The organism is Flavonifractor sp., assembly GCF_019422385.1.
GTDB classification, from domain to species: Bacteria; Bacillota; Clostridia; order Oscillospirales; family Oscillospiraceae; genus Flavonifractor; species Flavonifractor avistercoris.
This window is the reverse complement of the sequence record NZ_JAHZDL010000014.1, coordinates 12,682-38,005: the sequence shown is the minus strand read 5'-3', so window position 1 is coordinate 38,005 and position 25,324 is coordinate 12,682. Positions and strand designations below refer to the sequence as shown.

General features: G+C 66.5%; 32 protein-coding genes. 22 read left to right on the top strand and 10 right to left on the bottom strand.

From position 1 onward, the window contains the following. The coding region (locus QZ378_RS03595) for a phospho-sugar mutase (protein ID WP_291257332.1) at positions 1–1,306 on the top strand (1,306 nt) is incomplete at its 5' end. A gap of 66 nt (positions 1,307–1,372) precedes the next feature. After that, positions 1,373–1,801: a hypothetical protein gene (locus tag QZ378_RS03590; RefSeq protein ID WP_291257331.1), complete on the top strand. Its 429-nt coding sequence runs from the start codon at positions 1,373–1,375 to the stop codon at positions 1,799–1,801. Positions 1,802–1,867: 66 nt separating this feature from the next. Here the strand turns inward: QZ378_RS03590 and QZ378_RS03585 are convergent, their stop codons facing one another. Further along, entirely contained in the window at positions 1,868–5,371 is a 3,504-nt protein-coding gene (locus tag QZ378_RS03585; protein ID WP_291257330.1) for an S-layer homology domain-containing protein, read from the bottom strand. 363 nt (positions 5,372–5,734) lie between these two features. Here QZ378_RS03585 and QZ378_RS03580 point away from each other — a divergent pair, with 363 nt between their 5' ends. The 20 genes from QZ378_RS03580 (at position 5,735) to QZ378_RS03485 (ending at position 19,058) form a co-directional block, all read left to right on the top strand. Then, positions 5,735–6,022: an XRE family transcriptional regulator gene (locus QZ378_RS03580; protein WP_191380002.1), complete on the top strand. Its 288-nt coding sequence runs from the start codon at positions 5,735–5,737 to the stop codon at positions 6,020–6,022. Further along, positions 6,012–7,262 (top strand): PBSX family phage terminase large subunit, encoded by a 1,251-nt coding sequence (locus QZ378_RS03575; RefSeq protein WP_291257329.1) that lies wholly within the window; start codon positions 6,012–6,014, stop codon positions 7,260–7,262. Before QZ378_RS03580 ends, QZ378_RS03575 begins: the two co-directional genes overlap by 11 nt. A 23-nt stretch (positions 7,263–7,285) precedes the next feature. Further along, complete coding sequence (locus QZ378_RS03570; protein WP_291257328.1) at positions 7,286–8,446, top strand: serine/threonine protein phosphatase; 1,161 nt, start codon at positions 7,286–7,288, stop codon at positions 8,444–8,446. Positions 8,447–8,730: 284 nt separating this feature from the next. Beyond that, the gene (locus QZ378_RS03565; protein WP_291257327.1) at positions 8,731–9,591 is read left to right on the top strand and encodes a hypothetical protein; all 861 of its coding nucleotides are present in this window, start codon (positions 8,731–8,733) and stop codon (positions 9,589–9,591) included. Positions 9,592–9,610: 19 nt separating this feature from the next. Then, a complete protein-coding gene (locus QZ378_RS03560; RefSeq protein WP_191529456.1) occupies positions 9,611–9,958 on the top strand; it encodes a hypothetical protein in 348 nt (115 codons plus the stop codon). Positions 9,959–9,977: 19 nt separating this feature from the next. After that, positions 9,978–11,012 carry a phage major capsid protein gene (locus tag QZ378_RS03555; protein WP_291257326.1) on the top strand — a complete coding sequence of 345 codons (1,035 nt, stop codon included), beginning with the start codon at positions 9,978–9,980 and terminating at the stop codon, positions 11,010–11,012. Beyond that, positions 11,009–11,371, top strand: coding sequence for a hypothetical protein (locus QZ378_RS03550; protein ID WP_191380009.1), 363 nt, complete (start codon positions 11,009–11,011; stop codon positions 11,369–11,371). Before QZ378_RS03555 ends, QZ378_RS03550 begins: the two co-directional genes overlap by 4 nt. Continuing rightward, positions 11,368–11,724 (top strand): hypothetical protein, encoded by a 357-nt coding sequence (locus tag QZ378_RS03545; protein WP_191380010.1) that lies wholly within the window; start codon positions 11,368–11,370, stop codon positions 11,722–11,724. The genes QZ378_RS03550 and QZ378_RS03545 overlap by 4 nt, the downstream gene beginning before the upstream one ends. Positions 11,725–11,760: 36 nt before the next feature. Beyond that, a complete protein-coding gene (locus QZ378_RS03540) occupies positions 11,761–12,258 on the top strand; it encodes a hypothetical protein (RefSeq protein WP_191380011.1) in 498 nt (165 codons plus the stop codon). Next, positions 12,255–13,289, top strand: a complete 1,035-nt coding sequence (locus QZ378_RS03535; protein ID WP_291257325.1) for a phage tail sheath C-terminal domain-containing protein — start codon at positions 12,255–12,257, stop codon at positions 13,287–13,289. Before QZ378_RS03540 ends, QZ378_RS03535 begins: the two co-directional genes overlap by 4 nt. Positions 13,290–13,473: 184 nt before the next feature. Further along, positions 13,474–13,863: a hypothetical protein gene (locus QZ378_RS03530; protein ID WP_191380013.1), complete on the top strand. Its 390-nt coding sequence runs from the start codon at positions 13,474–13,476 to the stop codon at positions 13,861–13,863. Beyond that, positions 13,860–14,282, top strand: a complete 423-nt coding sequence (locus QZ378_RS03525) for a hypothetical protein (protein WP_291257324.1) — start codon at positions 13,860–13,862, stop codon at positions 14,280–14,282. Before QZ378_RS03530 ends, QZ378_RS03525 begins: the two co-directional genes overlap by 4 nt. Next, positions 14,279–14,488, top strand: coding sequence for a molybdopterin oxidoreductase (locus QZ378_RS03520; protein ID WP_087239044.1), 210 nt, complete (start codon positions 14,279–14,281; stop codon positions 14,486–14,488). Before QZ378_RS03525 ends, QZ378_RS03520 begins: the two co-directional genes overlap by 4 nt. Beyond that, positions 14,485–15,150, top strand: coding sequence for a hypothetical protein (locus QZ378_RS03515; RefSeq protein WP_291257323.1), 666 nt, complete (start codon positions 14,485–14,487; stop codon positions 15,148–15,150). The genes QZ378_RS03520 and QZ378_RS03515 overlap by 4 nt, the downstream gene beginning before the upstream one ends. Then, the gene (locus QZ378_RS03510; protein WP_291257322.1) at positions 15,147–15,713 is read left to right on the top strand and encodes a LysM peptidoglycan-binding domain-containing protein; all 567 of its coding nucleotides are present in this window, start codon (positions 15,147–15,149) and stop codon (positions 15,711–15,713) included. Before QZ378_RS03515 ends, QZ378_RS03510 begins: the two co-directional genes overlap by 4 nt. Then, positions 15,713–16,663, top strand: a complete 951-nt coding sequence (locus QZ378_RS03505) for a hypothetical protein (RefSeq protein ID WP_291257321.1) — start codon at positions 15,713–15,715, stop codon at positions 16,661–16,663. The genes QZ378_RS03510 and QZ378_RS03505 overlap by 1 nt, the downstream gene beginning before the upstream one ends. Positions 16,664–16,672: 9 nt before the next feature. Next, positions 16,673–17,056: a hypothetical protein gene (locus QZ378_RS03500; RefSeq protein ID WP_191380015.1), complete on the top strand. Its 384-nt coding sequence runs from the start codon at positions 16,673–16,675 to the stop codon at positions 17,054–17,056. Between the two features lie 13 nt (positions 17,057–17,069). Further along, positions 17,070–17,414 carry a hypothetical protein gene (locus QZ378_RS03495; protein WP_291257320.1) on the top strand — a complete coding sequence of 115 codons (345 nt, stop codon included), beginning with the start codon at positions 17,070–17,072 and terminating at the stop codon, positions 17,412–17,414. A 4-nt stretch (positions 17,415–17,418) separates the two neighbouring features. Beyond that, positions 17,419–18,480, top strand: a complete 1,062-nt coding sequence (locus tag QZ378_RS03490; RefSeq protein ID WP_291257319.1) for a baseplate J/gp47 family protein — start codon at positions 17,419–17,421, stop codon at positions 18,478–18,480. Further along, a complete protein-coding gene (locus tag QZ378_RS03485; protein ID WP_291257318.1) occupies positions 18,477–19,058 on the top strand; it encodes a DUF2313 domain-containing protein in 582 nt (193 codons plus the stop codon). Before QZ378_RS03490 ends, QZ378_RS03485 begins: the two co-directional genes overlap by 4 nt. A gap of 51 nt (positions 19,059–19,109) precedes the next feature. On the opposite strand, the gene QZ378_RS03480 is transcribed toward QZ378_RS03485, so the two are convergent. From QZ378_RS03480 to QZ378_RS03440, 9 genes are all read right to left on the bottom strand, one after another. Next, a complete protein-coding gene (locus tag QZ378_RS03480; protein WP_291257317.1) occupies positions 19,110–19,646 on the bottom strand; it encodes an S-layer homology domain-containing protein in 537 nt (178 codons plus the stop codon). Between the two features lie 62 nt (positions 19,647–19,708). Continuing rightward, on the bottom strand, positions 19,709–20,287 hold the full coding sequence (locus tag QZ378_RS03475) for a DUF5044 domain-containing protein (RefSeq protein WP_291257333.1): 579 nt from the start codon (positions 20,285–20,287) through the stop codon (positions 19,709–19,711). A gap of 5 nt (positions 20,288–20,292) precedes the next feature. After that, the gene (locus QZ378_RS03470) at positions 20,293–20,844 is read right to left on the bottom strand and encodes a hypothetical protein (protein ID WP_291257316.1); all 552 of its coding nucleotides are present in this window, start codon (positions 20,842–20,844) and stop codon (positions 20,293–20,295) included. 174 nt (positions 20,845–21,018) lie between these two features. After that, complete coding sequence (locus tag QZ378_RS03465; RefSeq protein WP_291257315.1) at positions 21,019–21,690, bottom strand: hypothetical protein; 672 nt, start codon at positions 21,688–21,690, stop codon at positions 21,019–21,021. Further along, positions 21,687–22,415: a permease prefix domain 1-containing protein gene (locus QZ378_RS03460; protein WP_291257314.1), complete on the bottom strand. Its 729-nt coding sequence runs from the start codon at positions 22,413–22,415 to the stop codon at positions 21,687–21,689. Before QZ378_RS03460 ends, QZ378_RS03465 begins: the two co-directional genes overlap by 4 nt. 14 nt (positions 22,416–22,429) lie before the next feature. Further along, a complete protein-coding gene (locus QZ378_RS03455; RefSeq protein WP_291257313.1) occupies positions 22,430–23,101 on the bottom strand; it encodes a hypothetical protein in 672 nt (223 codons plus the stop codon). Next, positions 23,098–23,874: a permease prefix domain 1-containing protein gene (locus tag QZ378_RS03450; protein ID WP_191380025.1), complete on the bottom strand. Its 777-nt coding sequence runs from the start codon at positions 23,872–23,874 to the stop codon at positions 23,098–23,100. The genes QZ378_RS03455 and QZ378_RS03450 overlap by 4 nt, the downstream gene beginning before the upstream one ends. 9 nt (positions 23,875–23,883) lie before the next feature. Continuing rightward, positions 23,884–24,498 (bottom strand): DUF5044 domain-containing protein, encoded by a 615-nt coding sequence (locus QZ378_RS03445; RefSeq protein WP_291257312.1) that lies wholly within the window; start codon positions 24,496–24,498, stop codon positions 23,884–23,886. Then, positions 24,491–25,324, bottom strand: a complete 834-nt coding sequence (locus QZ378_RS03440; protein ID WP_291257311.1) for a permease prefix domain 1-containing protein — start codon at positions 25,322–25,324, stop codon at positions 24,491–24,493. Before QZ378_RS03440 ends, QZ378_RS03445 begins: the two co-directional genes overlap by 8 nt.

The following is a 25,324-nucleotide window of genomic DNA, read 5'->3' as shown; positions in this document are numbered from 1 at the left end:
GAACGTCACCGCCAGCCACAACCCCAAGGAGTACAACGGCTACAAGGTCTACTGGCAGGACGGGGCCCAGCTGCCCCCCCACCACGCCTCCGCCATCGCCCAGAAGATGGAGGAGCTGGATCTCTTCGACTCCATTAAGCGGATGGACTATGACGAGGCCGTCAAGGCGGGCCTGATCACCGTCATGGGCGAAGAGACCGACGAGAAGTTCCTCTCCAACGTCATGGGTCAGGTCAACGACAAGGCGGCGGTGGACAAGGTGGCCGACACCTTCAAGATGGTATACACCCCCTTCCACGGCACCGGCTACAAGCTGATTCCCGAGGCCCTCAAGCGCCTGGGCATGAAGCATGTCATCTGCGTGCCCGAGCAGATGGTCATCGACGGCAACTTCCCCACCGTGGTCTCCCCCAACCCGGAGAACCCGGAGGGCTTCTATCTGGCGGTGGACCTGGCCAAGAAGCAGGGCGCCGACTTCATCCTGGGCTCCGACCCCGACGCCGACCGGGTGGGCATCATGGTCAAGACCGGCGACGGGAAGTTCAAGGTGCTCACCGGCAACCAGACCGGCGTGCTGCTGCTGGACTACCTGATCGGCGCCAAGAAGCGCACCGGCAAGATGCCGGACAAGCCCGTGGCCCTGAAAACCATCGTCACCACCGAGATGGCCCGCAAGGTGGCCGAGGACAACGGCCTGGCCTGCTATGACACCTTCACCGGCTTCAAGTTCCTGGCCGAGAAGAAGGACAAGCTGGAGAACGCCGGCGAGGGCAAGGTGATCTTCGCCTACGAGGAGAGCTACGGTTACATGCTGGGCGACTACGTCCGGGACAAGGACGCGGTTACCGCCGCCCTGGCCCTCACCGAGATGGCCGCCTGGTACGCCGGGCAGGGCATGACCCTGTACGACGCCCTGCTGGCCTGCTATGAGAAGTACGGCTACTACGGGGAAAAGACCCTGAACCTGGTGATGCCCGGCCTGGACGGTCTGAAGAAGATGGCCCAGCTGATGGCCGATCTGCGGGCCAAGCCCCCGGTGGAGATCGCCGGCGTGGGCGTGCTCCAGCAGAAGGACTATCAGGACGGAAGCGTGGTCAACGTGGCTGACGGCGCGAAGAGCACCATGGAGCTGTCCGGCTCCAACGTGCTGCGCTATGAGATGGCCGACGGCACCAGCCTTATCGTCCGGCCCTCCGGCACCGAGCCCAAGGTCAAGGTCTACATCCTGGCCAACGACACCTCCAAGGAGGGGTGCGACGCCAAGGTCGCCAAGTATGCGGCCTGGGCCGAGACCCTGAAGGGCTGATGTCCGCCTCCGCGTTTTGACGTACCGCAAAATCCCTCCCGCTTTCACGAGCGGGAGGGATTTTTTATGGCAAATTATACGGAACATTATCAGCTCCACCAGTGGGAGCCCACGGATGATTTTCTCCGCACCGACTTCAACACCGATTTCGCCAAGATCGACGCGGCCATCAAGGGGGTAGAGACAGCGGCCAACACAGCGCTGGCGGGGAAGGCGGACGCGGGGGCAACCCAGGCGGCGCTGGAGACAAAGGCGGAGATTATCCATGGCAGCTATGTGGGCAACGGGGCGGAGGCACAGCAGATCCAGCTGGGCTTCAAGCCCAGACTGGTTTTGATCCCGGCGGATGAATGGTACAGCTTTGTGGCCATGGAGGGATTTTACAGCGCTCTGATGTCTGTCACAGAGACCGGATTTCAGGTCAAGTACATCAGCATCTACAACTTTACCCCCAACGCCAAAGGGGAGACCTACCAATATATAGCGCTGCGATGAAGAAAAGGGCGGGCCCCATGGGGCCCGCCCTTTTCGGCAGTTCAAAGCCGGTGAATTGTCCGCTTCTTACTTGGCATCGACAGCGAAAGTGATGTCGATGCCGTCCACAGTGAGCTCGACCTCGGTAGAGGCGCTCACAGTGCCGCCGACCTTGATTCCGATAGCTTTGACAAGAGTGTTGTCATTGGAATCGACCCAGTTGCTGCCCTTCAGACCATTGTCGGCATCCCAAGTATAGGTCTTGCCGTCAAAGACGATCTTCTTGGCATCGCCGGCGCGGTACAGAGCGCCGAGCAGGCGGGCCATGTCGTTCATGACATCCTCACCGGCGAAGATCTGAGCGGCAGTGTAGGTGCCGGTCACGGTAGTGCCGTTGACCTTAATGTCGCCCTTGTACTCGCGGCCATCGGGATACTCATAGGCAAGAGCATCCTCGAAGACCTCCTGCATGGTCACGTCCTCGTCGGAAGCAAACTTCACAACATTAACAGTGTAGGTAACCTTGCTGTTGTCGTTGAAGGTCACAGTAGCGCTACCGGAGCTACCGGAGGGATGGTACACGACCTCGTCGATGTCAGCGTCGTTCAGGAAGGTCTTCACCACGTTGGCGACCTGACGGGCGCTGAGGGTGCGGACGGTGTAGACGTTGATGGTGCCGGCGGGATCCTCGGTGACGTACAGATCCTTCATATCGAAGGAGTGATCCTCATCCTCTTCCTCGTCCTTATCCCAGATCCAGGCGGTCTGCAGGACCTTGTCATCGTTGGTGGTGATGACCACGGCGTTCTTCTCGTAGCCGACCACGAACTCGCCCTTGGCGGCGTCCTCGCCGGCGGAGGTCATGTCGGTCACATCCCAGATGTTGCTCTTGTCAACCACAGTGGGATACTTGACCATGCCGTCCACGTCCAGAGTGCCGTTCTTCAGCAGGACCACATCTGTGGCATCCTCGCGGCTCTTCAGTTCCAGCTCATAGGTGCCGTCGGAGTTCACGCTGTAGGTGTAGGCCACCATGTAGGCGTAGCCGTCAGCCTTGTCGAACTCGTCCTCGTAGTCCTCCTTGCTGACCTCGATGGCCTTGGTGGTGCCATCCTCGAAGACCACGTTCAGCTCCAGGGTCTTGGAGGTCAGAGCGTTGGCGGTCAGAACCAGCAGCCAATCCTGGGTGGTGGCGGTGGGGACAGAGTTAAAGAGCATGACCTCGGCCAGCTTGGTGGTCTCATAGGTCTTGCTGTCGGTCTTCTTCAGCACGGGATAGAACTGGGCCCGAGTGTCGGCCTCCACATCGCTCATCTTGTCCCAGCCGGTGGCTACGCCGTATTCCACATCCTTGCCGTCGCCCTCGGGGTCATAGTAGTAGAAAGCCACGGTGTTCTTGTCGATAGCGTAGGTCTTGTCCTTACCGGCCACGGTCAGATCAATGTAGCCGTCGCCGTTCTCGTACTTATTGTCAACCACATACTGCAGGTTGGGAGTGGACTTCTCGCCGCCAACAACTTTGTTAGCTTCGGCGGCAAGGTTCCGATCAATGTAGGCAATAGAATTGGTAGCCACGCTATCCTCTTCATCGCCGTCCTTGTCAGCAACAAACTCACCATCGCTATTCAAGTAGTTGCAACCCAGAACGCTGGTGATGGTCAGGATGTCGTCATCAGACAGGGTGTAGGTGATAACGGTGCCGGCGGCTGCGCCGGTCTTGAAGCCGCTGTGGATATCCACGTCGCGGGTGCCCAGGTACTCCTCCAAATCAGAATCGTTGCCCTCGCCGAAGGCCTTCTTGACGGAGTTCTTCCAGTTGATATAGTAGGTGCCCTCGGTGCCGTCGGTCATCAGGATTTCAACCTGGCCGCGGACCTCCAGGGCGTTCTGAGTCCAGGCGGAATCCAGAACCAGAGCGTAGTTGGTCACGGTCTCCTCGGCGGGACGGACAGCGACCACATAGCCGTTGGAGTCCAGGATGAAGTCATACTCGGTGTCGAAGCCGGGCAGGGTCTTGGCAGCGTTGATGTCGAAGTGCTCCACATCCACGTCCACCAGGGAGGCGGCGTCCAGAATGTAGGACTGATAGTAGGTCTCCCCGCCGACGGTGATGTACAGCTCGTCGTTCTTGTCGCGGTCCACGCGGGTCATGGTGCCGGTGACGACCTCGGGCAGGGAGATGTAGGTGCGGCCGCCGTACTGGACGTACAGGATCAGATCGTCGGAGGTGACATCGTCGGCAAAGACCACGTCGGCAAAGTCCTCGGTGATGGTGTCGGTGCCGTTGGTCAGCTTGCCGCTCTTGTACTCGGGAGCGTAGAAAGAGATGGTCTCATTCTTCTCGCTGTAACGGTTGACCTTGCCCAGGGTCTCCTGGAGGTACAGGACGTAGTCCACATCGCCGTCGTTGTTGTTGTCGATGACCTCGACCTCAACGCCGTTCAGATTGAACTTCTCGCCGGTCTTGCCGTTCAGGTAGTTGTTGATGATATCGGTGGCGTCCGCCTGCTTCTCGCAGTAGCCGTAGTTCACATAGAACTCGGTATCATCGGTGATGGACAGGCCGGTGCCCTTCAGGTAGTCCTTCACGGTGTCCTCGGTGCCGGTGGTGGCCTGGATGATGTTCTGATCATCCTTGGTGGCGACGCCCAGGACCTTGGAGTCGGACAGGATGGTGGTCTTCTCGATGTACAGGGTCACGGTCTTGCCCAGGTACTCCACGGGGGTGTCCACGTTGAACTGGATCTTACCGGACTGCGCCACACCCTCGTTCTTGGTGGTGTTGGAAGTGGTGGAGGAGTACAGGACCACGTTGTCCAGCATGGTCTTGCCGTCCTTCATCGCCTCGTCGGAGTCGGTCTTGTCCAGCTCGGCCCACTTGTTGCCGACCACAACACCCTCCACCTTATACACGCCGTACATGGCGGACAGGATGGTGCGGGCATCGGAGAAGGCGATGGCGTAGCCGCTCTCGTACTTCTGGATCATTTCCACATCCAGGGCGTTGTAGATCAGCAGAGCCGCGTCGTCACGGTTCAGGGGGGCGGTCACGTCCTTGGTGAAGTTGCGGAAGATGCCCAGAGCGGAGGCCTTGGCGTTGACGTTGATGGCCCAGTCGGAGCCCTCGAAGCCCTCGATCTTGGGATCGTAGCCGGCGGCCACCAGCAGCATCTTGGCGGCCTCAACGCCGGTCACGCCGGCGCTGGGATCGAAGGTGCCGTTGCCACGGCCGGCGATGATGCCAAGGGTGTAGCAGTAGTTGATGTGGCCCTTGGCCCAGTTGGTGGCGATGTCAGTCAGGCCCGTGGGGCTGTTGACATACAGAGCGCTGTTGTCGGCGCCCTGGTTCATGATGACGGAGATCATCTTCGCCATCTGGGCACGGTCCACGCCCTCGGTAGGCGCATAGGAACCATCGGGCTTGCCCTCGATGATACCCAGCGTCGTGAGCATGGAAATCGCATCCTTGTTCACAATCTCTCCACGGTCGGAGAAATCGTTGTAGCTCACAGCGGAAGCGCCGACGACCATCAGGCCAATGACCATAACGACGGCCAGCACCAGGCTGAGAGCCCGTTTGAGGTTTCTCATCTTGGATTTTCCTCCTTCTAAAATTTGAAGCTCGGATTGCCATATTCCACCAATATCCGGTAAAATAGGGAAATCAGAGGCTTATGACGACCCTTGCAATGGCTCAGAAGTAAGGAAAACGTATAGTATATGGCTGTTTTGAGGGTGCTTGTCAGCCAAAAAGTGCCCGTGGTAGACATTTGGTAGACACGAAAGGGCCGGAGAAAAGGCGTGCAGCGGGAAATCACTGCGCGCCAATGGGTTGCGGGATTAAATTGGTAGACATCTGGTAGACATGAAAATAAATTTTGGAAAACCAGTGCTTAAGTGTACGCAGATGGTTCACTTTCTGCTTTTGGGAGGCAGGGGTGAGGAGGGAAGCGCGTGAGAAACGAGCGGACACGGCTGCTTCATCGGATGGAGCGGCTGGCACAGTGCAGGGTCAACGACGCGGTGAAGCTGGCCTTCCTGGATGAGGGACAGCTGGAGAAGATTGACGGGCTGGAGCTGGGAGCACTGAAGGAGTTCAAACGCAGCGGGAACGGCGCGGTGGAGCTCAAGCTGGTGGACCGGGTGGCGGTGCTGGAAAAGCTGGTGGAACTCTCCGGAGGACAGGAGAACAAGGCGGAGGAGTTTTTCCGGGCGCTGAAAGAAAATGCCGATGCGGTTTAAAAGCTTCTCTCAAAAGCAGAGACAGGTGCTGACCTGGTGGATAACGCCGGAGACAAGGGAGCTGGAGGCCGTGATCTGCGACGGTGCGGTGCGCAGCGGGAAAACACTCTGCATGGGGCTATCCTTCTTCCTCTGGACCATGGGGTGCTTTGACGGGGCTGTCTTTGGCCTGTGCGGCAAGACAGCTTCCGCCCTGCGGCGGAATCTGCTGGACGAGGTGCTGCCCGCCCTGGGGGAGCTGGGGTTTCAGTGGGAGGAACGGGTGTCCCGGGGCCGGCTGCGGGTGCGGTTCGGCGGGCGGGAGAACACGTTTTATATTTTTGGCGGCAAGGACGAGGGCAGCGCCGCCCTGATCCAGGGGGTGACCCTGGCCGGAGTGCTGCTGGATGAGGCGGCCCTCATGCCCCGCTCCTTCGTGGAACAGGCCTGCGCCCGGTGCTCGGTGCAGGGGAGCCGGTTGTGGTTCTCCTGCAACCCGGAGAGCCCGGAGCACTGGTTTTATAGGGAGTGGATCCAGAAGGCGGAGGAGCGGCGGGCCCTCTATCTCCACTTCACCATGGCGGACAACCCCGTCCTCACCCCCCAGGTGCGGGAGCGGTACGCCCGCAGCTTCAGCGGTACCTTCTACCGGCGGTTCGTGCTGGGGGAGTGGGTGGCCGCCGAGGGGCGGGTGTACGACTTCTTCGACGAGTCCATGGTGCGGCCTGTCCCACAGGGGGAGATGGAGCGGTGGTGCATCTCCTGCGACTACGGCACCGTCAACCCCACGTCCCTGGGGCTGTGGGGCCTGCAAAACGGGGTGTGGTACCGGGTGAAGGAGTACTACTACGACTCCAGGGCGGAACGGGCCCAGAAGACCGACGGGGAGTACGCCGACGCCCTGGAACAGCTGGCTGGGGGGCGGCCCATCTGGAAGATCGTGGCCGACCCGTCGGCGGCCAGCTTCATCGAGGTGCTCCGCCGCCGGGGCTGGCGGGTGGAAAAGGCCGACAACGATGTGCTGGCCGGCATCCGCACCACCGCCGAGCTGCTCAAGGCGGGGAAGCTGGTCATCTGCGAGGAATGCAGGGACGCCATCCGGGAGTTCTCCCTCTACTGCTGGGACGAAAAGGCCGTGGGCGACCGGGTGAAAAAAGTCCACGACCATGCCATGGATGACATCCGCTACTTCGCCGCCACCGTGGCGGCGGGCGAGCGGGGATACTTCGGCGGCCTGTGCGTGGAGCGGGGACGGTTTTAGACAAGCGAGACGGGAGGAAGGGCATGGGTGTGTTAGGAAAGAAAAAGGACGTGGGGGCCGGGACGGCGGTGCAGCTCCGGGAGGGGGGACGGCACCCCTTCGGCGTGCTGGACGGTTACGTCCCCCTGAGAAACGGGGAGATCGCCCTCTACCGGAGCATCCGGGAGGCGGTGCCCATCGTGGACGCTGCCCTGCGCAAGCTGGTGCGGCTGGCCGGCGGCGTACAGGTGCTCTGCCGGGACAGGGACGCCCAGGAGGGGCTGGACTGGTTCCTCCAGCACGTGAACACCGGAAGGGGACAGCGGGGGATCCAGTCCTTCCTGGACTGCTACCTGGACTCCATGCTCACCTGCGGCCGAGCCGTGGGGGAGATCGTCCCCGACCGGCGGGGGCGGGATATCGCCGCCCTGCTGTGCGGCAACCCGGCGGACATTGAGATCCGGGAGGGGGACTCCCCCCTGGAGTTTGCCATCTGGGGGCGGGACGCCGCCGGCGGCCTGCGGGAGCTGCCCCGGCAGGAGCTGCTCCTCTTCACCCCGTTTCAGCCAGAGGTGGGCAGCCCCTACGGGGTGAGCCTGCTGCGCTCCATGCCCTTCCTGACGGAGATTCTGCTGAAAATCTATCAGGCGGTGGGCATGAACTGGGAGCGGATGGGCAACGTCCGCTTCGCCGTGGTGTACAAGCCCGGCGACAGCCCCCTGGACCAGTCCATGGCCCAGGAGCGCAGCCGCCAGATCGCCAGGGAGTGGTCCGCCGCCATGCAGGCGGGCAAGGATGGCTCCGTCCGGGACTTCGTAGCCGTGGGTGATGTGGACATTAAGGTCATCGGCGCGGACAACCAGATCCTGGACAGCGAGGTGCCTGTGCGGCAGATCCTGGAGCAGCTCATCGCAAGGACGGGGATCCCGCCCTTCCTGCTGGGCCTCAGCTGGTCATCCACCGAGCGGATGAGCACCCAGCAGGCCGACATGATGACCAGCGAGATCACCGCCATCCGGCGGGGGCTGGAGCCGGTGGTGGAGCGCATCTGCGAGCTGTGGCTGACCCTCCACGGCTATGACCGCCGGGTTACCGTGGACTGGGCGGACATCAACCTCCAGGATCTGGTGGAGGAAGCCCGGGCGGAGCTGTACCGGGAGCAGGCGGAGGATCTGCGGCTGGCCCGGGAAAACAAGAAACCCTAAAAGAAGTTGGCCCGGGCTGCCGAGACCAGATCGGGGCCCCCGGGGAAGCGCGGAGCGATTTCCTGGGGAGAGGCGGAGCAGCGGAATGATCGAGTCCCGCCGCATGCGGCGGGACGAGGGATATGGAGCTTGCGACGACGAGGTGGAGGAAGCCCGGGCGGAGACGGCGGGCGGATGATATCCGCCCCTGCGGGATCGTGAACGGCGGGGGCGAGCCCCCGCCCTACATGGTCAAGAATGGATTACATATAGGAAAACGAGAGCAGAGGGAAGGGAGCGATGGGATGATCATCAGCAAGGACGCGGGCGTGGACGGCGCCCTGGAGCTCAATCCGCAGGAGCTGGCCCAGATCAACGCCTGGAGCCGGAGGGAGCTGACGGCGGAGGAGGTGTACGCCTTCGCAGTGAAGCTGTGCGACAACGAGGTGGATCGGGACTGGGAGCGGTTCCCGGCGGCCACCCTGGAGGAGCTGGCCCCCCTCTTTGCGGGCAAGAGCGGCCTGTTCGACCACCAGTGGAGCGCCAGGGAGCAGACCGCCCGTATCTACCGCACCGAGGTGGTGCGGGAGGCGCGGCTTACCGGGGCGGGGGAGCCCTACTGCTACCTGAAGGGGTACGCCTACCTGCTGCGCACCGAGGGCAACCGGGAGCTCATCACCGAGATCGAGGGCGGCATCAAGAAAGAGGTCAGTGTGGGCTGCGCCGTGGAGCGGGCGGTTTGCTCCATCTGCGGCCAGGACATCCACACCTGCCCCCATGAGAAGGGGGAGGAGTACGGCGGTCAGCAGTGCTGGGCCGACCTGGTGGGCGCCACCGACGCCTACGAGTGGTCGTTCGTGGCGGTGCCCGCCCAGAAAAACGCGGGGGTGATGAAGCACTGGAGGCTGGAGCAGGAGGCGGCCCTGGGGCGGAAGTACCTGGAGGGCCTGCGGAGCGACGTGGTGCGGCTGGGCAGCCTGGCCGGGCTGGAGCTGGAGCACGGGACGCTGAAGGCCATCGCGGCCAGGCTGGAATACCCCGAGCTGACCGCCCTGCGGAAGGCCCTGGAGAAGCAGGCCGACCGGAGGTTCCCGGCGGAGACCCAGCTGACCTACGGCGAAGCACAGAGCGGGACGGAGCAGAGAGACGGGGCATTTTTGATCTGAACAGAAAGGGGACGGGAGTATGAGCAAGATTTCCTTTGACGGCATTGGCGAGGTGGTGGCTACCTTCACCTGCGGCGTGGACGTGAAGGCGGGCCAGGTGGTCAAGGCCTCCGGCAACGGGGCCGTGGACAAGTGCGGCGACGGCGACCGCTTCTGCGGCGTGGCCCTCACCGCCGAGGACGGCTACGCCGCTGTCCAGGTGGCCGGGCTGGTGAAGGTGGCCGCCGCCGAAGGGGTGGCGGTGGGCTGGAACAAGCTTCTGGCCGACGGCACCGGCGGCGTCAAAAAGGACAGCGCCAGTCCGGCCACCGGCGGGGACTATCTGGTCATCTCGGTGGACAGCGGCAGCGCCGTGGTGCGGCTGTAAGAAAGGGAGGAATGTGGATATGGGTTATCGCTTTGACAATCTGAGACTGGAAAAGGGCATGTACAACGAGGCGGGGCGCTCCTTCACCCAGGTGCTGGAACGGGAGGACCCCTCCGAGCAGTACAAGGGCACCGCTCTGGAGGGGCTGGACGCCTATCAGCGGCAGCTCAAGCGGTTCGACATCAAGGTGAAGGGCGCGGGCAGCGACGCGGTGGAGAAGTTCTTCGCCACCAGCCAGTCCGCCGTGCTCTTCCCCGAGTACATCGCCCGCTCTGTGCGGCAGGGTATGGAGGAGGCCAACCTGATCCCCCACATCACCGCCGCCGTCACCCGGTTTGACGGCATGGACTACCGCTCCATCGCGTCGGTGCCCGACGAGGAGCAGAAGGCCCTGCGCCGGGTGGAGGAGGGGGCCTCCATCCCCCAGACCCAGGTGAAGAGCCAGGAGAACCTGGTGAAGCTCTACAAGCGGGGAAGGATGCTGGTGGCCCCCTACGAGGCCATCCGCTACCAGAAGCTGGATCTGTTCTCCGTCACCCTGCGGCAGATCGGCGCCCACATCAACCGGATGCACCTGGAGGACGCCATCGACGTGCTGCTCAACGGGGACGGCAACGGCAACCCCGCCCAGAGCTTTACCGTGGGCACCGACCCCATCGGCGGCACCTCCGGCCAGCTGACCTACGACGAGCTGGTGGACTTCTGGAGCCAGTTCGACCCCTATGAGATGAACACACTCCTGGTCAGCGGCGACGAGATGCTCACCCTGCTCAAGATGGAGGAGTTCCAGAACCCCCTCACCGGCCTCAACTTCCAGGGCACCGGCAAGCTGGCCACCCCCCTGGGCGCCACCCTGCTGCGCACCTCCGCCCTGGCCAGCGGCACCATGATCGGCCTGGACAAGCGGTACGCCCTGGAGATGGTGCAGGGCTCCGACGTACTGGTGGAGTACGACAAGCTCATCGACCGGCAGCTGGAGCGGGCCGCCATCACCAGCATCTCCGGCTTTGCCAAGCTGTTCACCGACGCGGCAAAGGTGCTGAAGGTAAAATGACGGAGAAGATCATGGCCATGGCCAAGGCACTGGGCCACGTGACAGCCGGGCAGGAGACTGCCCTGGAGGCCCTGTGCCAGGCGGCGGAGACCGAACTGACCCGCCGCCTGCGGCCCGGGGTGTCCCCGGAGGACTGCGGAAGCGCCTTCGTGCTGGCCTGCGCCTGGATGGCCCTGGCCGGCCTGACCGCCGGGGAGAGCGCCGGGGTGGAAAAGTTCACCGCCGGCAGCCTTACCATCCAGGAGGGGGGCGGGGCGGACGCCGCGGAGCGCTCCGCCGCCCTCCGCCTCCAGGCCGAGACGGTGCTGGGGCCCTATCTGGCCGACCGGGGCTTCGCCTTCCAGGGGGTGGAGGGATGACCGGGGCCTGGGAGCGGATCCTGGACAAGTACGGCCAGCGGGTGGCCGTGGTGCGGGACGGAGCGGAGACCCTCTGCCGGGCCTTCCTCCAGCCCGCCCTGGAGACCCGGGAGGACTGGTTCCAGAGCCTGCCCACCCCCCTGGGAACGGTGCGGCGGGATCAGTGGCTCTACCTGGGGCCGCCGGAGGTGAGCCTGGACGGCCTGGGGGACGGCTATGTGGCGTGGAACAACACCCAATTTGAGGTGCGCGCCGCCCAGCCCGTCTGCCTGGGGGAGGACACCATCTATTGGTGGGCCTTGCTGGCGGTGCGGGATCCGGAGCCGGAGGACGGCCCCGGGGAGACGGCGTGACAGCGGGACGCGCCGGGAGAAAGGAGAGTGAGACGCTTGGATTTTCAGACGGTGCGGGAGCGGATGGCGGAGTTCCTCAACCGGAACGGGGTGGAGGCGGTGTGCGCCTACCCCGACGGCGGCCGGACACGGCGGGACGGCGCTGTGGCTGCGGTCTCCGTCCGGGCCTGCCAGGGCGGGCCGGAGGGCTTCCGGGACTACCTGGGGGAGCGGTATGACGAGGCCACCGGCCAGTGGCAGGAGCTGTACGGCCGGAGGATCATCCTTACCCTGGGGCTGGATCTCTACGCCCCCCGGGGTTGCGGCGCGGCGGGGATCCAGGCGGCCTACGACAGGCTGGCCGAGGCCCTCCAGTGGGACGGGCCCACCGGGCTGGTGCTCCAGGAGCTCTCCTGCGGGGAGACCGAGTTTGACCGGGAGGCGGGGCTCTTCCACCGGCCGGTGACGGCGGTGTGCCGGGGCTTCCTCTACGCCGTGGCCAGCGAGGGCGGCACGTTCCTGGACTTTATTGTGAGAGGAGAGGTCGAGGTTTGAGTATCACAAATCATGAGCGGCCGGGGGTGTACTCCCAGTACGACGCCTCCACCGTGATCAGCAGCACCGGCGGCGGGCAGAACGTGGGCCTGGCCGCCCTGTACGACGGCGAGGAGGAGGTGGAGGGCCTGTACACCTTCAGCCGGTACGAGGACGCGGTGACCGCCTTCGGGGAGGCGGCCATCACCGAGCTGGTGCGGCTGCTGTTCCTCAACGGCGCGGCCCAGGTGAAGGCGGCGCCAGTGGCGGACGCGGAGAGCTACACGGCGGCCTTTACGCTGCTGGAGGCGGAGGAGGACATCGCGGTGGTGGTGTGCGACAGCGACACCCTCACCGTCCAGCAGGCCCTGCGGGACAGCGTCAACACCGCCTCCGCCAACCGGCGGGAGCGCATCGCCGTGGTGCGGGGCAAGACGGCGGAGACGGTGAGCAACCTGGTCACCCAGGCCCAGAGCCTCAACAGTGAGCGGATGGTGCTGGTGGCCCCCCTGGGGGGCGACGCAGGCGCGGCCGTGGCCGCGGCGGTGGCGGGGGCCATCGCCGCCGAGAGCGACCCCGCCGTCCCCCTGGGGGGCGCGGAGCTCAAGGGGGTGGGTGCCCTCCAGGCCCAGTACAGCGACACGGAGATCGACACCCTGGTGCGGGGCGGCGTCACCCCCGTGGAGAGCGTGGCCGGAGTGGTCAGCGTGGTGCGGGGGGTCACCACCCGCACCAAGACCGGCGAGGCCGCCGACGCCACCTGGCGGGAGCTGACCACCATCCGCATCGTGGATGACGTGATCCCCACCGTGCGCAACGCCCTCAAGGCCCGGTTCCGCCGGGCCAAGAACACCGAGCAGAGCCGGGGGGCCATCCGCTCCCAGGTGGTGGTGGAGCTGGAGAACAAGCTGGCCCGGGAGATCATCACCGGGTACGAGAACGTCACCGTGACGGCGGACACCGAGAACCCCACCGTGTGCCTGGTGGACTTCGCCTTCACCGTGGCCCACGGCCTCAACCAGATCTGGTTGAGCGCACATATCACCGTATAGTCTAGGGGGGACTTTGTCCCCCCTAGATACGAGCCTGCGTGCCGGCACAGCCGGCGACTTGGCTCGATACCCCCCTCTCCCCCGCACGGCGGGGGAGGCCCTGGCCGCAACGGCCAGGGGCAGTGGTGTCCTGCGGCGAAATGAATTCGCCTGCGGACATGTTTGAATAAGGGAGGAATGAAGCATGAAAGTCGCGGGATTTCCCACCAGCAGCGACATCTATCTGGAGATTGACGGCAAAAAGGTGGCGGTGGTGCAGAGCTATACCGCCAAATCCACCCGCTCCAGCCAGACCGTGGAGGCCTTCGGCGAGGACGAGCCGGTGGCCACCATCCCCGGCCAGCGCAACCACGTGCTGGAGCTGACGAGGCTCTACGCCACCGACGAGGCCATCCGGGACGGCATCAACTTCCACGAGCTGGAGGACTTTAGCCTGGTCATCTGCAAGCCCGACCGGAAGATCATCTACTCCGGCTGCCAGTGGAGCGCCATCGGAGAGACCGGGGAGCTGGGGGCCATGGTGGTGGAGAAGGTCACCGTGGTGGCCGCCAAGCGGATCGAGACGGTGGTATGAGAAAAAACATCGGAGCGGGGCGGGAGCGGATGAGGCTGGAGGACGGGCGGGAGCTGCGGCTCCTGTCCGCCCTGGAGGTGCTCCAGGCCCGGCGGGAGGCGGAGGAGCTGGCCCAAAGCGAGGGGGAGCGGGCCCTGTGCGCCAACGCCTGCCTGCTGGCCCGGGCCCTGGAAAACCACGGCAGGCCGGTGTTTGACAGCGGCAAGGCCGTCCTGGCGGCCATGGGCATCCGGGAGATCGGGGCGCTGGCAGCAAAGTGGGCCGCCTTTGACAGGGAGGAAAACCCCTCCCCGGAGGACGGACGGGAGCGGGCCCTCGCCCTAAAAAAAGCCTGGAGCACGCGCCTGATGAGCGCCTTCGCTGGCGCGTGCTCCGGACGTTCGGAGCCCTCCCCACAGAGGCGCGGGCCCAGAAAATGAAGGCGCGGGACTTCCTCTGGTGCGCGGTCAACCTGGTGCTGGACCGGGAGGAGGAACTGAACCGGCTGTGCCCCTCCTGCCGGGCCCAGGCCGAGGAGGCGCGGTGCCTCTGCTGCGGCGCGCCCCTGGACGGGGTGTCCGTGGGGCAGAACGCATCCTTCGATGAGGAGCGGTTTGAGCGGCTGAAACGGGGGGAGACCGGGTGAGAGACTATATCGAAGCCCTGCTGGCGGGGCTGGAGGAAGAGGAACCATCGGAAGAGGCGGCGGAGCTGGAGACCGGCCCGGCGGTGATCCGGCTGGAGGAGCGGGAATGGGAGCAGCCGGGGAGCGGCGGTTCCAGCACCAGCGGCAGAGCGGAAGAGGCGGCGAAGGCCGCCGCTCCGCCTGCCGGGGCAGATGCCCCGGCAGAGACGGCGGGACGCAGAGACCGCGCGGAGATGGAGGAGGGCAGCGGGGCGGAGGCCCTGCTGCCCGGCCTGACCGACACGGAGACGGTGGTGCGCCGGGCGGCCGGAAGAGAGGACGGGCCGCCCCCGGCCGGGGTGCGGGAGGCGGCGGAGCACGCCGGGGCCGCGGGCGGCCTTTTGCGGCGATTAGAAACCGGCGGCGGGGCGGCGGCTCCGGCGCTCCCGGGTGACGGAGGGGACGGCCGCGCCGGAGGCGGGAGGTCCTCCGGGGCCGCCTGGCTGGCGGAGCAGGTGGGGCGGAGCCTCCGCCCCGCCGTGGAACAGGCCGGCCGGAGCGGCGGGGGCGTGACGGTGATCCGCCCGGCGGAGCGGGGCGGCGGAACGGTGGAGGCCGAGGGGCTGGATCGCATGTTCCGCCGGGACGCCAGAAGATATGACGGGGGGTTCCAGCTGCTGTGAGACTGTCGGCAATGCGGTACAAGGACTATGTGTGGCCCCACAACCCGCGGGTGTACTCCATCGAGTATGAGCGCTCCATGGGGGCGTGGAAGGTGCCCTTCGGGCGCTATCAGCTCCAGGATCTGGGGCCCGGCCACCGGGTCATGCGGGGCGAGGGGGAGTTTGTGGGCGAGGGGGCCTACGAGGAGTTCAAGCGCCTGGCCACCGTGTTCTACTCGGAGGGGCCGGGCCTGCTGGTTCACCCGGTGTGGCAGACGGCCAACGCCTACTTTGTGGAGCTCTCCCTCCGGATGGAGCCCCGGCCCGACTATGTGCGCTACACCTTCGCCTTCTGGGAGGGGTACGACGGCCACAGCACGGGCATCCAGGTGACCAACCCCGGCGGGAGCGGGGCGGAGACCTCCGGCGGGGGCGGCGGCAGCTGGCACACCGTGCGCCAGGGGGAGACCCTGTGGGGGATCGCCCAAAACTATGGTCTGGAGCTGACGGAGCTGATCCGGCTCAACCCCCAGATCAAGAACCCCAATCTGATTGTGGTGGGAGAGAAGGTGCGTGTGGCGTGATGCAGGGCGTGCTGACCTGCTGGGACGGGCGGAGGATCACCCTGCCCGACGTGGTGCGCTGGAAGTTCCAGTACGGGTGCGGAACCCCCTGCGACAGCTTCCAGCTCACCTGCCTGTGGGAGCCGGGGGAGGCCGATGTGCTGGCCGAGGCGGTGAGTTTTACCGCCGCCCAGGACGGGGAGACGGTCTTCACCGGCGTGGTGGACGAGTGCGAGCGGGGATGGGACAGCTCCGGCGGCACCCTGACGGTGGCGGGGCGGGGCATGGCCGCCCGGCTGCTGGACAACGAGGCCCTGGGGGCCGACTACCAGGTGGCCACCCTGGAGGACATTCTGCGGGACCACGTGACCCCCTACGGCATCCCGGCGTCTGTGGGGGCGGAGCTGCCGGCGGTGCCCAATTTCTCGGTGGCCACCGGGAGCAGCGAGTGGCAGGTGGTCTATGAGTTCTGCCGCTACTACGGCGGCATCGCCCCCCGGTTTGACCGGTACGGACGGCTGGTGATCGCCCCCTGGCCCGACGGAGAGCGGCGGGTGCTGGGGGCGGACACGGCGGTGACCAGGCTCACCCTGCGGGATCAGCGGTACGGCGTGCTCTCCCAGGTGCTGGTGCGGGACCGCACCAGCGAGGAGGTGCAGACCGTCGCCGACGGCGACTTCCTGCGCCGGGGCGGCAGGAGCCGCCGGGTGCTCACCATGCCGGGGAAGAGCAGCTACCAGGCCATGCGCTACTCCGGGGAATACCAGCTGGAGCAGGCGAGGAAGGAGCTGCGCACCCTGGAGCTGGAGCTGCCGGCGGCCTTCGCCGCCTGGCCGGGGGAGCTGGTGGAGCTCCGGCTGGCCCAGAACGTGGGCACCGGCCTGTGGCGGGTGAGAGAGAGCGTCAGCGCCCAGGAGGAGCGGGGCAGCTATACCCGGCTGACCCTGGCCCCGCCGGACGTGTTGGGATAGGAGGAACCTATGTGGATTGCGGAGCAGGGCCGGAGACGGCCCCAGGCGGACGGGACGGCCCTGGTGGGGCGGGTGACCCTGCCGGGGGATCCGGCCGCCGTCTATCTGGACGGGGAGCGGCGGGAGTTGCCGGTGTACGGGCCGGGGGGCTACGTGTGGCGGCCCGCCAAGGATCAGCAGGTGCTGGTGCTCAAAACCGGCGCGGCAGGGGAGGCCCCCTGCGTGGCGGGCGCCCCCTGCGGGGAGGACTGGAATCTCTCCCCCGGCGAGGTGCTCATCTATAGCGGCTCGGCCACGGTCCGGGTGGGGAGCGGCGGCGTCACCATCGGCGGCGGCGTGGTCCACCTGACCGGCCAGGTGCTGGTGAACGGCCGGCCGGTGGTGACGGAATGACGGAGGATGGAAGATGGAACTGATGGTGCGGGACGGGGACTACCTGCCCGACGGCGAGGGGGGCTTCCGGAGGGTCGAGGGGGCGGATGAGCTGCTCCAGCGGGTGCTGTGGAAGCTGTCCATCCCCCGGGGGAGCTTCCCCCTGTTGCCCCAGCTGGGCAGCGGGCTGTACCGGCTGGGAAGGGCCAGGCCCTCGGAGCGGCAGGCCCTGGCCCGGCAGTATGTGGCCGAGGCCCTGGCCGGTGAGGGGGAGCTGACGGTCACCGGCGTGGAGCTGGAGGGGGACGGCACCCTGCGGGTGTATCTGGAATGGCACGGTCAGACCCTGGCCGTGACCGTGGAGACGGGAGGGACGTGATGGGATGACGGTGGATGAGATCTACAGCCAGATGGCCCAGACCTTTCAGACGGAGACGGGGCTGGCCCTGGCGGGGGACGGGGACATGGCGGTGCGGCTGTACGCCGTGGCCGCCCAGATTTACGCCCTGTATGTCCAGGCGGACTGGGTGGCCCGGCAGTGCTTCCCCCAGACCGCCCTGGGGGACTATCTGGACAAGCATGCCCAGCTCCGGGGGCTGGAGCGGCGGGACGCGGTGGCGGCGGTGGGGGTGCTCCGCTTCTCCGTCCCGTCCGCGCCGGACACCGACCTGTCCATCCCGGCGGGGACGGTGTGCCTGACAGCGGCCCAGGTGCGCTTTGAGACCCTGGAGGCGGGTACCCTCCAGGCGGGAAACACCTATGTGGACATCCGGGCCCAGGCGGCGGAGCCCGGCGCGGCGGGCAACGCGGCGGCCGGAACCATCCGGGCCATGGCGGTGGCCCCCGTGGGGATCAGCCAGGTGACCAACCCGGAGGCCTTCACCGGCGGGGCGGACGTGGAGGACGACGAGGCCCTGCGGGCGCGGGTGCTGGAGACCTTCCGGCGGATGCCCAACGGCGCCAACGCCGCCTTTTACGAGCAGGAGGCCCTGTCCTTCCCGGAGGTGGCCGCCGCCTCGGTGGTGCCCCGGCCCCGGGGCGTGGGCACGGTGGACGTGGTGATCGCCACCGCCGCCGGCCTGCCGGACAGCGAGCTGCTGGAGGCGGTGACCGACCATCTGGAGGCCAAGCGGGAGATCGCCGTGGAGCTCCAGGTCAAGGCCCCCACGGCCAGGCAGATGGACGTGACGGTACAGGTGGCGGCCAGAGCCGGGGCGGACAGCGCCGCGGTGATCCAGGCGGTGAAGAGCGCCATCCAGACCTGGTTTGACGGGAAGCTGCTGGGGCAGAGCGTCCTGCGGGCCAAGCTGGGGGACATCATCTATGAGGTGGAGGGCGTGGAGAACTACGCCATTACCGCCCCAGCCGCCGACGTGGCGGTGGACGTGGACGAGCTGCCCCGGCTGGGCACCCTGACGGTGACGGCCATGGAGGAGACCACATGAGCCACGCCGACTATCTGAGAGAGCTGCTGCGGCCGCTCCGGGTCTACGAGCTGACCGGCACCGCCAACGGCGGGGAGCTGGATGCGGTGGGGGAGGCCCTGGACGGAGGCGGGGCCGCCCTGGACGAGGTGCAGCGGGAGATGCTCATCTCCACCGCCGAGGACTGGGGCCTGGAGGCCATCGAGGCCCTGCTGGTGCGCAGGCCCGTGGCCCCCAATCTGAACTGGCGGCGGCAGGCCCTGGCCGCCCTGCTGCGCATCGGCGGAGACAGCTTCACCCTGGAGGCCATCAACGACAACCTGAAGGGCTGCGGCCTCAACGCCGTGGCGGTGGAGACCGACACCCCCGGCGTGGTGGAGGTGTACTTCCCCGACGTGCCGGGCATCCCCGACGGGTTCGACGAGATGAAGAAGATCCTGGAGGACATCTTGCCCAGCCACCTGGAGATCCAGTACAAGTTCTGGTACATCACCTGGGCCCTCATGGAGGAGAGGTTCGACACCTGGGGGGACATCGAGGCCATCTCCCCCACCTGGGAGGAGTTGGAGAAGATGGTACAGGAGGACGAGGCCGGATAGACAAGAGCGCCGGCGGAGAGCAAATTGCTCTCCGCCGGCGCTTTTTTCATATTACCAGTGTTCCAGCAGATAGGGGACGGCGGGGACAGGGCGGTCAAAGAAGCGGGAGAGGGTGCGTTCCAGCTCATCGGCGGAGACGTACTCCTGCGGGGCCAGCCGGCCTCCCTCTGACCACTCCAGCAGGCCGACGGCCGTGGCCCAGTACAGGGAGTCGTCCGCCCAGGGGGAGATGTCCTCAAAGTCGTTGCAGGCGGCCGCGCCGCCGGGCAGGAAGGTGTCCCGCCCCAGGTGGGCGGCGTAGCGGCGGAGGAACATGGCGGCCTCCTCCCGGGTGACGGGGCGGTCGGGGGTGAAGCAGGCCCCGCCGGTGCCCTGGACCACCCCCAGGTCATAGGCCCAGGCGATGGCCGTGGCACCGGGGGAGTCCCGCTCCACATCGGAGAAGGGGCCGTTGGCGTCGTAGGGCACGCCGCCGGCACAGGCCCACAGGGCGGCCACGAACTGGGCCCGGGTGACGGGGGGCTGGGCCGCCGCCGCGGCGGGGAGCAGCAGGGTGAGGAGCAGAAGCACAGGAATCATCTGTCGCATAGCATATCCTCCTTTGAGCAGAGCATACCATAAACTGGAAGATTATGCCGTCGAACGGGCGGTCAGATGAGTTCGTTTTCGTTGATGGTACTGCGTGTCACGGTGTAGAGCACCTGCCCCTGGCCGTCCAGGGCCTGGGCGGTGTAGAGATCGTACTCGCGGAGGCCCTCCGGGCAGTGATAGAGAAACAGCCCGCCCTCGCCGGGGACGGCCTCCGCGGTGTGGGTGGCCTCGCCGTCGGTGTAAGTGAGGCGAATAAACTCGATGGCCGGGTCGGAGCAAAGGCCGAAGAGAAGATCGGAGTTGTCAATGCCGCAGACAGAGAGGGGGGCGTCCTCCACCGGGGCGGCCACCAGGCCCCAGAAGCCGGGCTCCCAGGTGTCCCAGAAATAGAAGTGTCCCCGCTCCAGGGGACAGACGGCGTACCAGCGGTCATAGCGGAGGGCGTAGGTATGCTCCTCCGGATACCACTGGGCCGCGTCCACGGGGCCGAAGTGATAGGTTTTCTGGAGCTGCTCCAGAGCCGCCTGATGGGTGAAGCAGGGGCGGAAGGTGAGCAGCAGCACCAGAGGGATCAGCAGCAGGATTACCACATTGCGGCGCAGGCGGCCCTTCGGCGTGAGCCGCAGGCGGAACAGCATACGTTTCAAGATGTTTCCCCCCAGTCCATCGGGATCTCCACCCGGAAGGTGTGGTTGAATACGTCCCCTTCCAGCCAAAGCCGCTCCACATCATCCGGGAGCTGCTCCAACAGGGTGAAGTCAAGGGAGTAGAGACGGGCCCGATAGCTCCGCCCTTTATCGTCCACAAAGCGGTAGAATACATTGCCGGGCACATTTTGCACAATGTCCATGTCCAACCGGGTGCTGTTGTTGGGCAGCCAGCCGCTGTCGGGGTGCTGGGAGAAATAGACATGGGTCATATATTCGTCTCTGCTTGCGGCAAAGAAGTGGAGGCGCAGGCCGTCGATCTCTACCCATTCATCCATGGGATGAAGCTGCTGATCTGCGGTGACCTCCTGGAAAAATTCCCGATCATGCCGGTAGTACGTAACTGCATTCCATACCTGGCTGATCAGGGCAAAACTGAAAGCGATGAAAAGAAGCGTCAGGATGATATTGGTGACCAGCACCGAAAAGCACAGCAAAGGCGGGTGGGCGCGGTTGAGCTGGCGGCCCAGCTCCTCCGGATCGCCCATGGCCTCCAGGGCCCGCTCGGCGGCCTCCTCCTCCGCTCCATCAGCGCGGCGGCGTGGTCCTCCAGGTGGGCCCGCAGCTCCGCCGCGATGGCCCCCCGGGCGGGGAACCACCGCACCCGGCGCACCACCTGGTCACAGAACTGGGAAAACGGGGTGGACATGGGGCGCCTCCTTTCAGCCGGCAGTGGGGTCGTAGACGGCCAGCAGGTTGCCCTCGGCGTCGTAGGCCCGGCAGCAGACGATCACGGAGCCATCGACCATACTGCCGCCGGGGTCATCGGGGCCCGAGATGGACAGGGCGGGCCCCACCCAGATGCAGTCCCCGGCGTGGGTCAGCTCTGCGGTGACGCCGCGCTCCGCGACGGCGGCGGCGGGGTCATCCTCCCAGTCGCCCAGCCAGATCACGTCCGCCTCCAGCCGGGCCGCATCCGGGAGATCGCAGACGGCCATGGGGGTGACCGCATAGCTGCGTTCGGAGATGCTGATCAGGGTTGCGTCTGCCGGGAAAGCCACAAAATCTGAATCAGGCGCATAAAATTCCAGCCAGGGCTCTTCCCAGAACACACCGTACACACGGCTGAAAGAATATACGCGCACGTCATCGCCGTAACGCCGGGCGAGCCAGGCCTCGGGACGCCAGGTCGTCACTTGATAGCGGATGCTCCCGCGGGCCGCGGTGCGGCCATGGGGGAGCAGGCTGGCGGTCTCCGCCTGCCGGCAGGCCAGGGCGATGGTGGGCATGGGCCGCCCCAGGGAGAGCCACAGCACCCACAGGCCGGAGAGCAGCACCAGAATGCTGAAGATCAGGCAGATGCGGGGCAGAATGGAATAGCGAAACCGGCTCATGACGGCGGCACCTCCTGGTCAAGGGTGACGGTGAAGAAAATGGACTCCCCGGTGGGGGCGGAGAGGGTGATGGAAAACTCCGTGGCCCCGGGGGTGGGCTCCGCGATCAACAGCATGCCGGAGGCGCCCAGCAGGTAGCTTTTCCCCGCCCAGAGAGAGCAGGAGCCGGAGCCGCCGGCGTCGTCGGTGTAAGAGGCGGCGAGCGCGGTGAAGTGGGGGCTGGGGAGCCAGGGACGGCTGGAGACGGCGGTCAGAGGGAGCTGGATCTCGTACTCCCCCAGCCACGCCTGGGCCAGCCCGGCCTGGCGGGAGGGGGTAAAGGTATAGTCCCCCAGTATACCGCCGCCGGCGGCGGAGCCCTCTATGACCAGGGTGTACCCCGCGCCGCTGGGCAGCTCAGGGGCCTGGGGCGCCACCCCAGCCACATGGAGCCCTCTGCCAAGACCCGCCAGCAGAACCAGTAGCCCCAGCACGAGACAGATCAGGGACAGCCGGGGGACGGTGGGGGGATGGGTCCGGTCCAGCTCCGCCCCCAGGGCGTAGGGGTCGCCCATGGCCTCCACCGCCCGGCGGGCGGCCGTCTCCGGGTCGAGGCCCCGGGCTTCCAGGGCGGCGGCGTGATCCTCCAGGTGGGCGGCCAGCTCGTCGGCCACCGGCCCCCGGGCCGCCTTCCAGCGGATCATCAGGCACACCTGTTCACAGAACTGGGCAAACAGGGGGGACATGGGAACACCTCCTTTCATCGGGCATCAGGGTCGTAGACGGCCAGCAGATTGCCGTCGGCATCGTAGGCCCGGCAGTAGACGGTCAGGGCGCTCCCGCCGCTGCCGCTGGGGGAGTCGGGCACCGTCACGCTCAGGGCAGGCCCCACCCAGACGCAGTCCCCGGCGCGGGTCAGCTCCGTGGTGGCGCCGTGCGCCGCCACGGCGGCGGCGGGGTCGTCCTCCCAGTCGCCCAGCCAGACCACATCCGCCTCCAGCCGGGCCGCGTCCGGGAGATCACAGACGGCCATGGGGGTGGCCGCGTAGCTGTTTATGGGGCCGCGGAGCATGGAGACATCTATGGTGAAGGCGTAAAAATCCAGCTCGGGCACATAAAATTGCAGCTTGGCGTCCCCCCAGAGCACACCGCCCAGCCGGCTGAGCGAATATACCCCCACGGCATCGCCGTAGCGCCGGGCGAGCCAAGCGTCGGCATTCCGCCAGGTGGTCTCCGGATAGCCGATCGTCCCCTGGGCCGCGGTGCGGCCCGGGGGGAGGAGGTGGGCGGTCTCCGCCTGACGGCAGGCCAGCTCCCGGGTGGGCATGGGGCGGCCCAGGGAGAGCCACAGCGCCCACAGGCCGAGAAGCACCACCAGGACGCTGAGGGCCAGGCAGACCCGGGGCAGGATGTAATAGCGGAATCGCTTCATTGCGGCGGCACCTCCTGGTCAAGGGTGACGGTGAAGTGGAGCTCCTCGCCGAACATGGAGACGGTGACGGAGAACTCCCTGGCGCCGGGGGCGGGGTCGTTCAGATACAGGAAGCCGGACGCCCCCAGCAGATAGGTGTCACTGGTACGGAGGAAGCCCTCCCCGGTGCGGCCGGTGTCGTCGGTGTAGACGGCGTCCGCCCAAGCCGGTGCGGCGGCGGGGAGCCAGAAGCGGCGGGGGATCATGGTGATGGGCACCTGGATCTCCCGTGCGGGGGTCACAACACCGCCGGTCTCCGGCCGGGCGCGGCTGGTCAGGGCGGCCTGCCCGGAGGGGGTGAAGGTGTACGCCCCCAGCTGCCCGCCGCCGGAGGCGGCACCCTCGCGCAGCACCGTCTCCACCGTGGGATATTCCGGCAGGCCGGGCCCCCGGGGCGTGATGCCGCTCAGGGCGGGGAGGCCGGTGTGCTGGCGGAACCCCAGCACCAGGGCGGCCAGCAGGATCAGCAGGCCCAGCGCCAGCAGCACCCGGGACAGCCGGGGAAGGGTGGGGGGATGGGCGGCGTCCAGCTCCGCCCCCAGGGCGTAGGGGTCGCCCATGGCCTCCACCGCCCGGCGGGCGGCCGTCTCCGGGTCGAGGCCCCGGGCTTCCAGGGCGGCGGCGTGATCCTCCAGGTGGGCGGTCAGCTCGTCGGCCACCGGCTCCCGGGCCGCCTTCCAGCGGATCATCAGGCACACTTGGGCGCAGAACTCGTTGAATTGTGGGCTTGCCATGGGCTCACCTCATTCCGGTATGGTCAGCCCCCACCATTCGGCCCAGTGGCTGGGGGCTTCGGATTCATAGATCAGGTTTCCCGCCCGGTCGTAGCCCCGGAGGAGGAAGCCGTCGTCGTCGAAGTGGTAGTTGCTCTGCCCGGCAGGGCGGTAGAACAGATAGCATTTGTCCGCCAGGGGCTCCGTCTGCCGGAGGGTGTGGAAGCCGCCGCTGTACTGGGCGTAGTAGAGCACCTCCACCTCCGCGATGTCCGGGTCGTTGACCACCACCAGCAGGCTGTCCCGCCGGGGGAGGGGCACCAGGGGGAGGGATGGGTCGTTGACCACCGCGTCCAGGGTGCCCTGCCCCCAGAACAGCCCCTCCCGGGGGAGGGTGCAGACGGCGTAGCAGCTCCCGTCCTGGAGGATGCAGTCGACGGAGGTGTCCTCCTCCACCCGGGCCAGCACCGCGCCGGGGCCGTAGAGGTAGCGGGTCTGGGTGGCGGAGAGGGCCTGCTGCCGGGTGAAATAGGGGATTGGCACGTCCAGCATGAGCAGCAGCAGGGCCGCACCCGCCAGCAGGAGCAGCGCGTCGGTGAAGATCCGCCGCTTGCGTACGGCGGGGGTGACGGGGCGCCTATTCATACGCCTCACCTCCCTGCAGGGGCAGGGTGAGGGAGAGCAGCGTCTCCCCATAGCGGTCGAAGCGGAGGGTGAGCTGGGTGGCCTCCGGGTCGATGCAGATGATCTGCAGATCGTAATAGGTGACGAAGGGGGTGATGCGGGTGGCGCCCCCAAAGACGGTATAGGGCAGGCCCAGGTAGCCGTCCGGCCCCGCCTGCTGCCACTGGGAGGCGTAGACGTTGCCCAGGTCGTCCTCCCCGTGGATCCAGCCGTCTATCCTGGGCCAGCGGAGCCAGGGGTTGGGGTGGACGGCCCTGAGCAGGCAGTTGGCCTGGAGGGTGTAGCCGTCGGCGTAGGGATAGTGCTGCCAGGTGACCAGTACCCGCTCCACCGAGAAGGTGTACGCGCGCCACCGGCAGACGGCGTCCTCCGGCTCGTAGTCCGCCACCAGCTTCAGCTTGTCGTACTGCTCCAGCGGGGGGACGGTGTCGCGTTCGTCGTACACCGGGGGGTCGGCGATGTTGTGCACCGTCTCCGCCACCCAGGGAATGGCGCACATCAGCAGGACGGCCAGCGCCGTCCACACCAGGGCCCGGAACAGCTCCTGAAACCAGCCCAGGAAGGGGCTGTGGCTCTTGTCCAGCTCTTTGCCGATCTCCTCCGGGTCGCCCATGGCCTCCAGAGCCCGCCGGGCGGCCTCCTCTTCGGGGATGCCCCGCTCCATCAGCGCGGCGGCGTGGTCTTCCCAGTGGGCGGCCAGCTCCGCCCGGATGGCGGCGTGGTCGGGGCGGAAGCGCACCCGCCTGCACACCCGGCCGCAGAATTCGTTGAATTGCGGGCTCGCCAT

Bases quoted from the DNA above. Each gene is read 5' to 3' on its own strand.
- QZ378_RS03590 (WP_291257331.1), top strand. From the start codon at position 1,373: ATGGCAAATTATACGGAACATTATCAGCTCCACCAGTGGGAGCCCACG.
- QZ378_RS03585 (WP_291257330.1), bottom strand. From the start codon at position 5,371: ATGAGAAACCTCAAACGGGCTCTCAGCCTGGTGCTGGCCGTCGTTATG.
- QZ378_RS03575 (WP_291257329.1), top strand. From the start codon at position 6,012: ATGCGGTTTAAAAGCTTCTCTCAAAAGCAGAGACAGGTGCTGACCTGG.
- QZ378_RS03570 (WP_291257328.1), top strand. From the start codon at position 7,286: ATGGGTGTGTTAGGAAAGAAAAAGGACGTGGGGGCCGGGACGGCGGTG.
- QZ378_RS03565 (WP_291257327.1), top strand. From the start codon at position 8,731: ATGATCATCAGCAAGGACGCGGGCGTGGACGGCGCCCTGGAGCTCAAT.
- QZ378_RS03560 (WP_191529456.1), top strand. From the start codon at position 9,611: ATGAGCAAGATTTCCTTTGACGGCATTGGCGAGGTGGTGGCTACCTTC.
- QZ378_RS03555 (WP_291257326.1), top strand. From the start codon at position 9,978: ATGGGTTATCGCTTTGACAATCTGAGACTGGAAAAGGGCATGTACAAC.
- QZ378_RS03550 (WP_191380009.1), top strand. From the start codon at position 11,009: ATGACGGAGAAGATCATGGCCATGGCCAAGGCACTGGGCCACGTGACA.
- QZ378_RS03545 (WP_191380010.1), top strand. From the start codon at position 11,368: ATGACCGGGGCCTGGGAGCGGATCCTGGACAAGTACGGCCAGCGGGTG.
- QZ378_RS03530 (WP_191380013.1), top strand. From the start codon at position 13,474: ATGAAAGTCGCGGGATTTCCCACCAGCAGCGACATCTATCTGGAGATT.
- QZ378_RS03525 (WP_291257324.1), top strand. From the start codon at position 13,860: ATGAGAAAAAACATCGGAGCGGGGCGGGAGCGGATGAGGCTGGAGGAC.
- QZ378_RS03520 (WP_087239044.1), top strand. From the start codon at position 14,279: ATGAAGGCGCGGGACTTCCTCTGGTGCGCGGTCAACCTGGTGCTGGAC.
- QZ378_RS03505 (WP_291257321.1), top strand. From the start codon at position 15,713: ATGCAGGGCGTGCTGACCTGCTGGGACGGGCGGAGGATCACCCTGCCC.
- QZ378_RS03500 (WP_191380015.1), top strand. From the start codon at position 16,673: ATGTGGATTGCGGAGCAGGGCCGGAGACGGCCCCAGGCGGACGGGACG.
- QZ378_RS03495 (WP_291257320.1), top strand. From the start codon at position 17,070: ATGGAACTGATGGTGCGGGACGGGGACTACCTGCCCGACGGCGAGGGG.
- QZ378_RS03490 (WP_291257319.1), top strand. From the start codon at position 17,419: ATGACGGTGGATGAGATCTACAGCCAGATGGCCCAGACCTTTCAGACG.
- QZ378_RS03485 (WP_291257318.1), top strand. From the start codon at position 18,477: ATGAGCCACGCCGACTATCTGAGAGAGCTGCTGCGGCCGCTCCGGGTC.
- QZ378_RS03480 (WP_291257317.1), bottom strand. From the start codon at position 19,646: ATGCGACAGATGATTCCTGTGCTTCTGCTCCTCACCCTGCTGCTCCCC.
- QZ378_RS03475 (WP_291257333.1), bottom strand. From the start codon at position 20,287: ATGCTGTTCCGCCTGCGGCTCACGCCGAAGGGCCGCCTGCGCCGCAAT.
- QZ378_RS03470 (WP_291257316.1), bottom strand. From the start codon at position 20,844: ATGGGCGATCCGGAGGAGCTGGGCCGCCAGCTCAACCGCGCCCACCCG.
- QZ378_RS03465 (WP_291257315.1), bottom strand. From the start codon at position 21,690: ATGAGCCGGTTTCGCTATTCCATTCTGCCCCGCATCTGCCTGATCTTC.
- QZ378_RS03460 (WP_291257314.1), bottom strand. From the start codon at position 22,415: ATGTCCCCCCTGTTTGCCCAGTTCTGTGAACAGGTGTGCCTGATGATC.
- QZ378_RS03455 (WP_291257313.1), bottom strand. From the start codon at position 23,101: ATGAAGCGATTCCGCTATTACATCCTGCCCCGGGTCTGCCTGGCCCTC.
- QZ378_RS03450 (WP_191380025.1), bottom strand. From the start codon at position 23,874: ATGGCAAGCCCACAATTCAACGAGTTCTGCGCCCAAGTGTGCCTGATG.
- QZ378_RS03445 (WP_291257312.1), bottom strand. From the start codon at position 24,498: ATGAATAGGCGCCCCGTCACCCCCGCCGTACGCAAGCGGCGGATCTTC.
- QZ378_RS03440 (WP_291257311.1), bottom strand. From the start codon at position 25,324: ATGGCGAGCCCGCAATTCAACGAATTCTGCGGCCGGGTGTGCAGGCGG.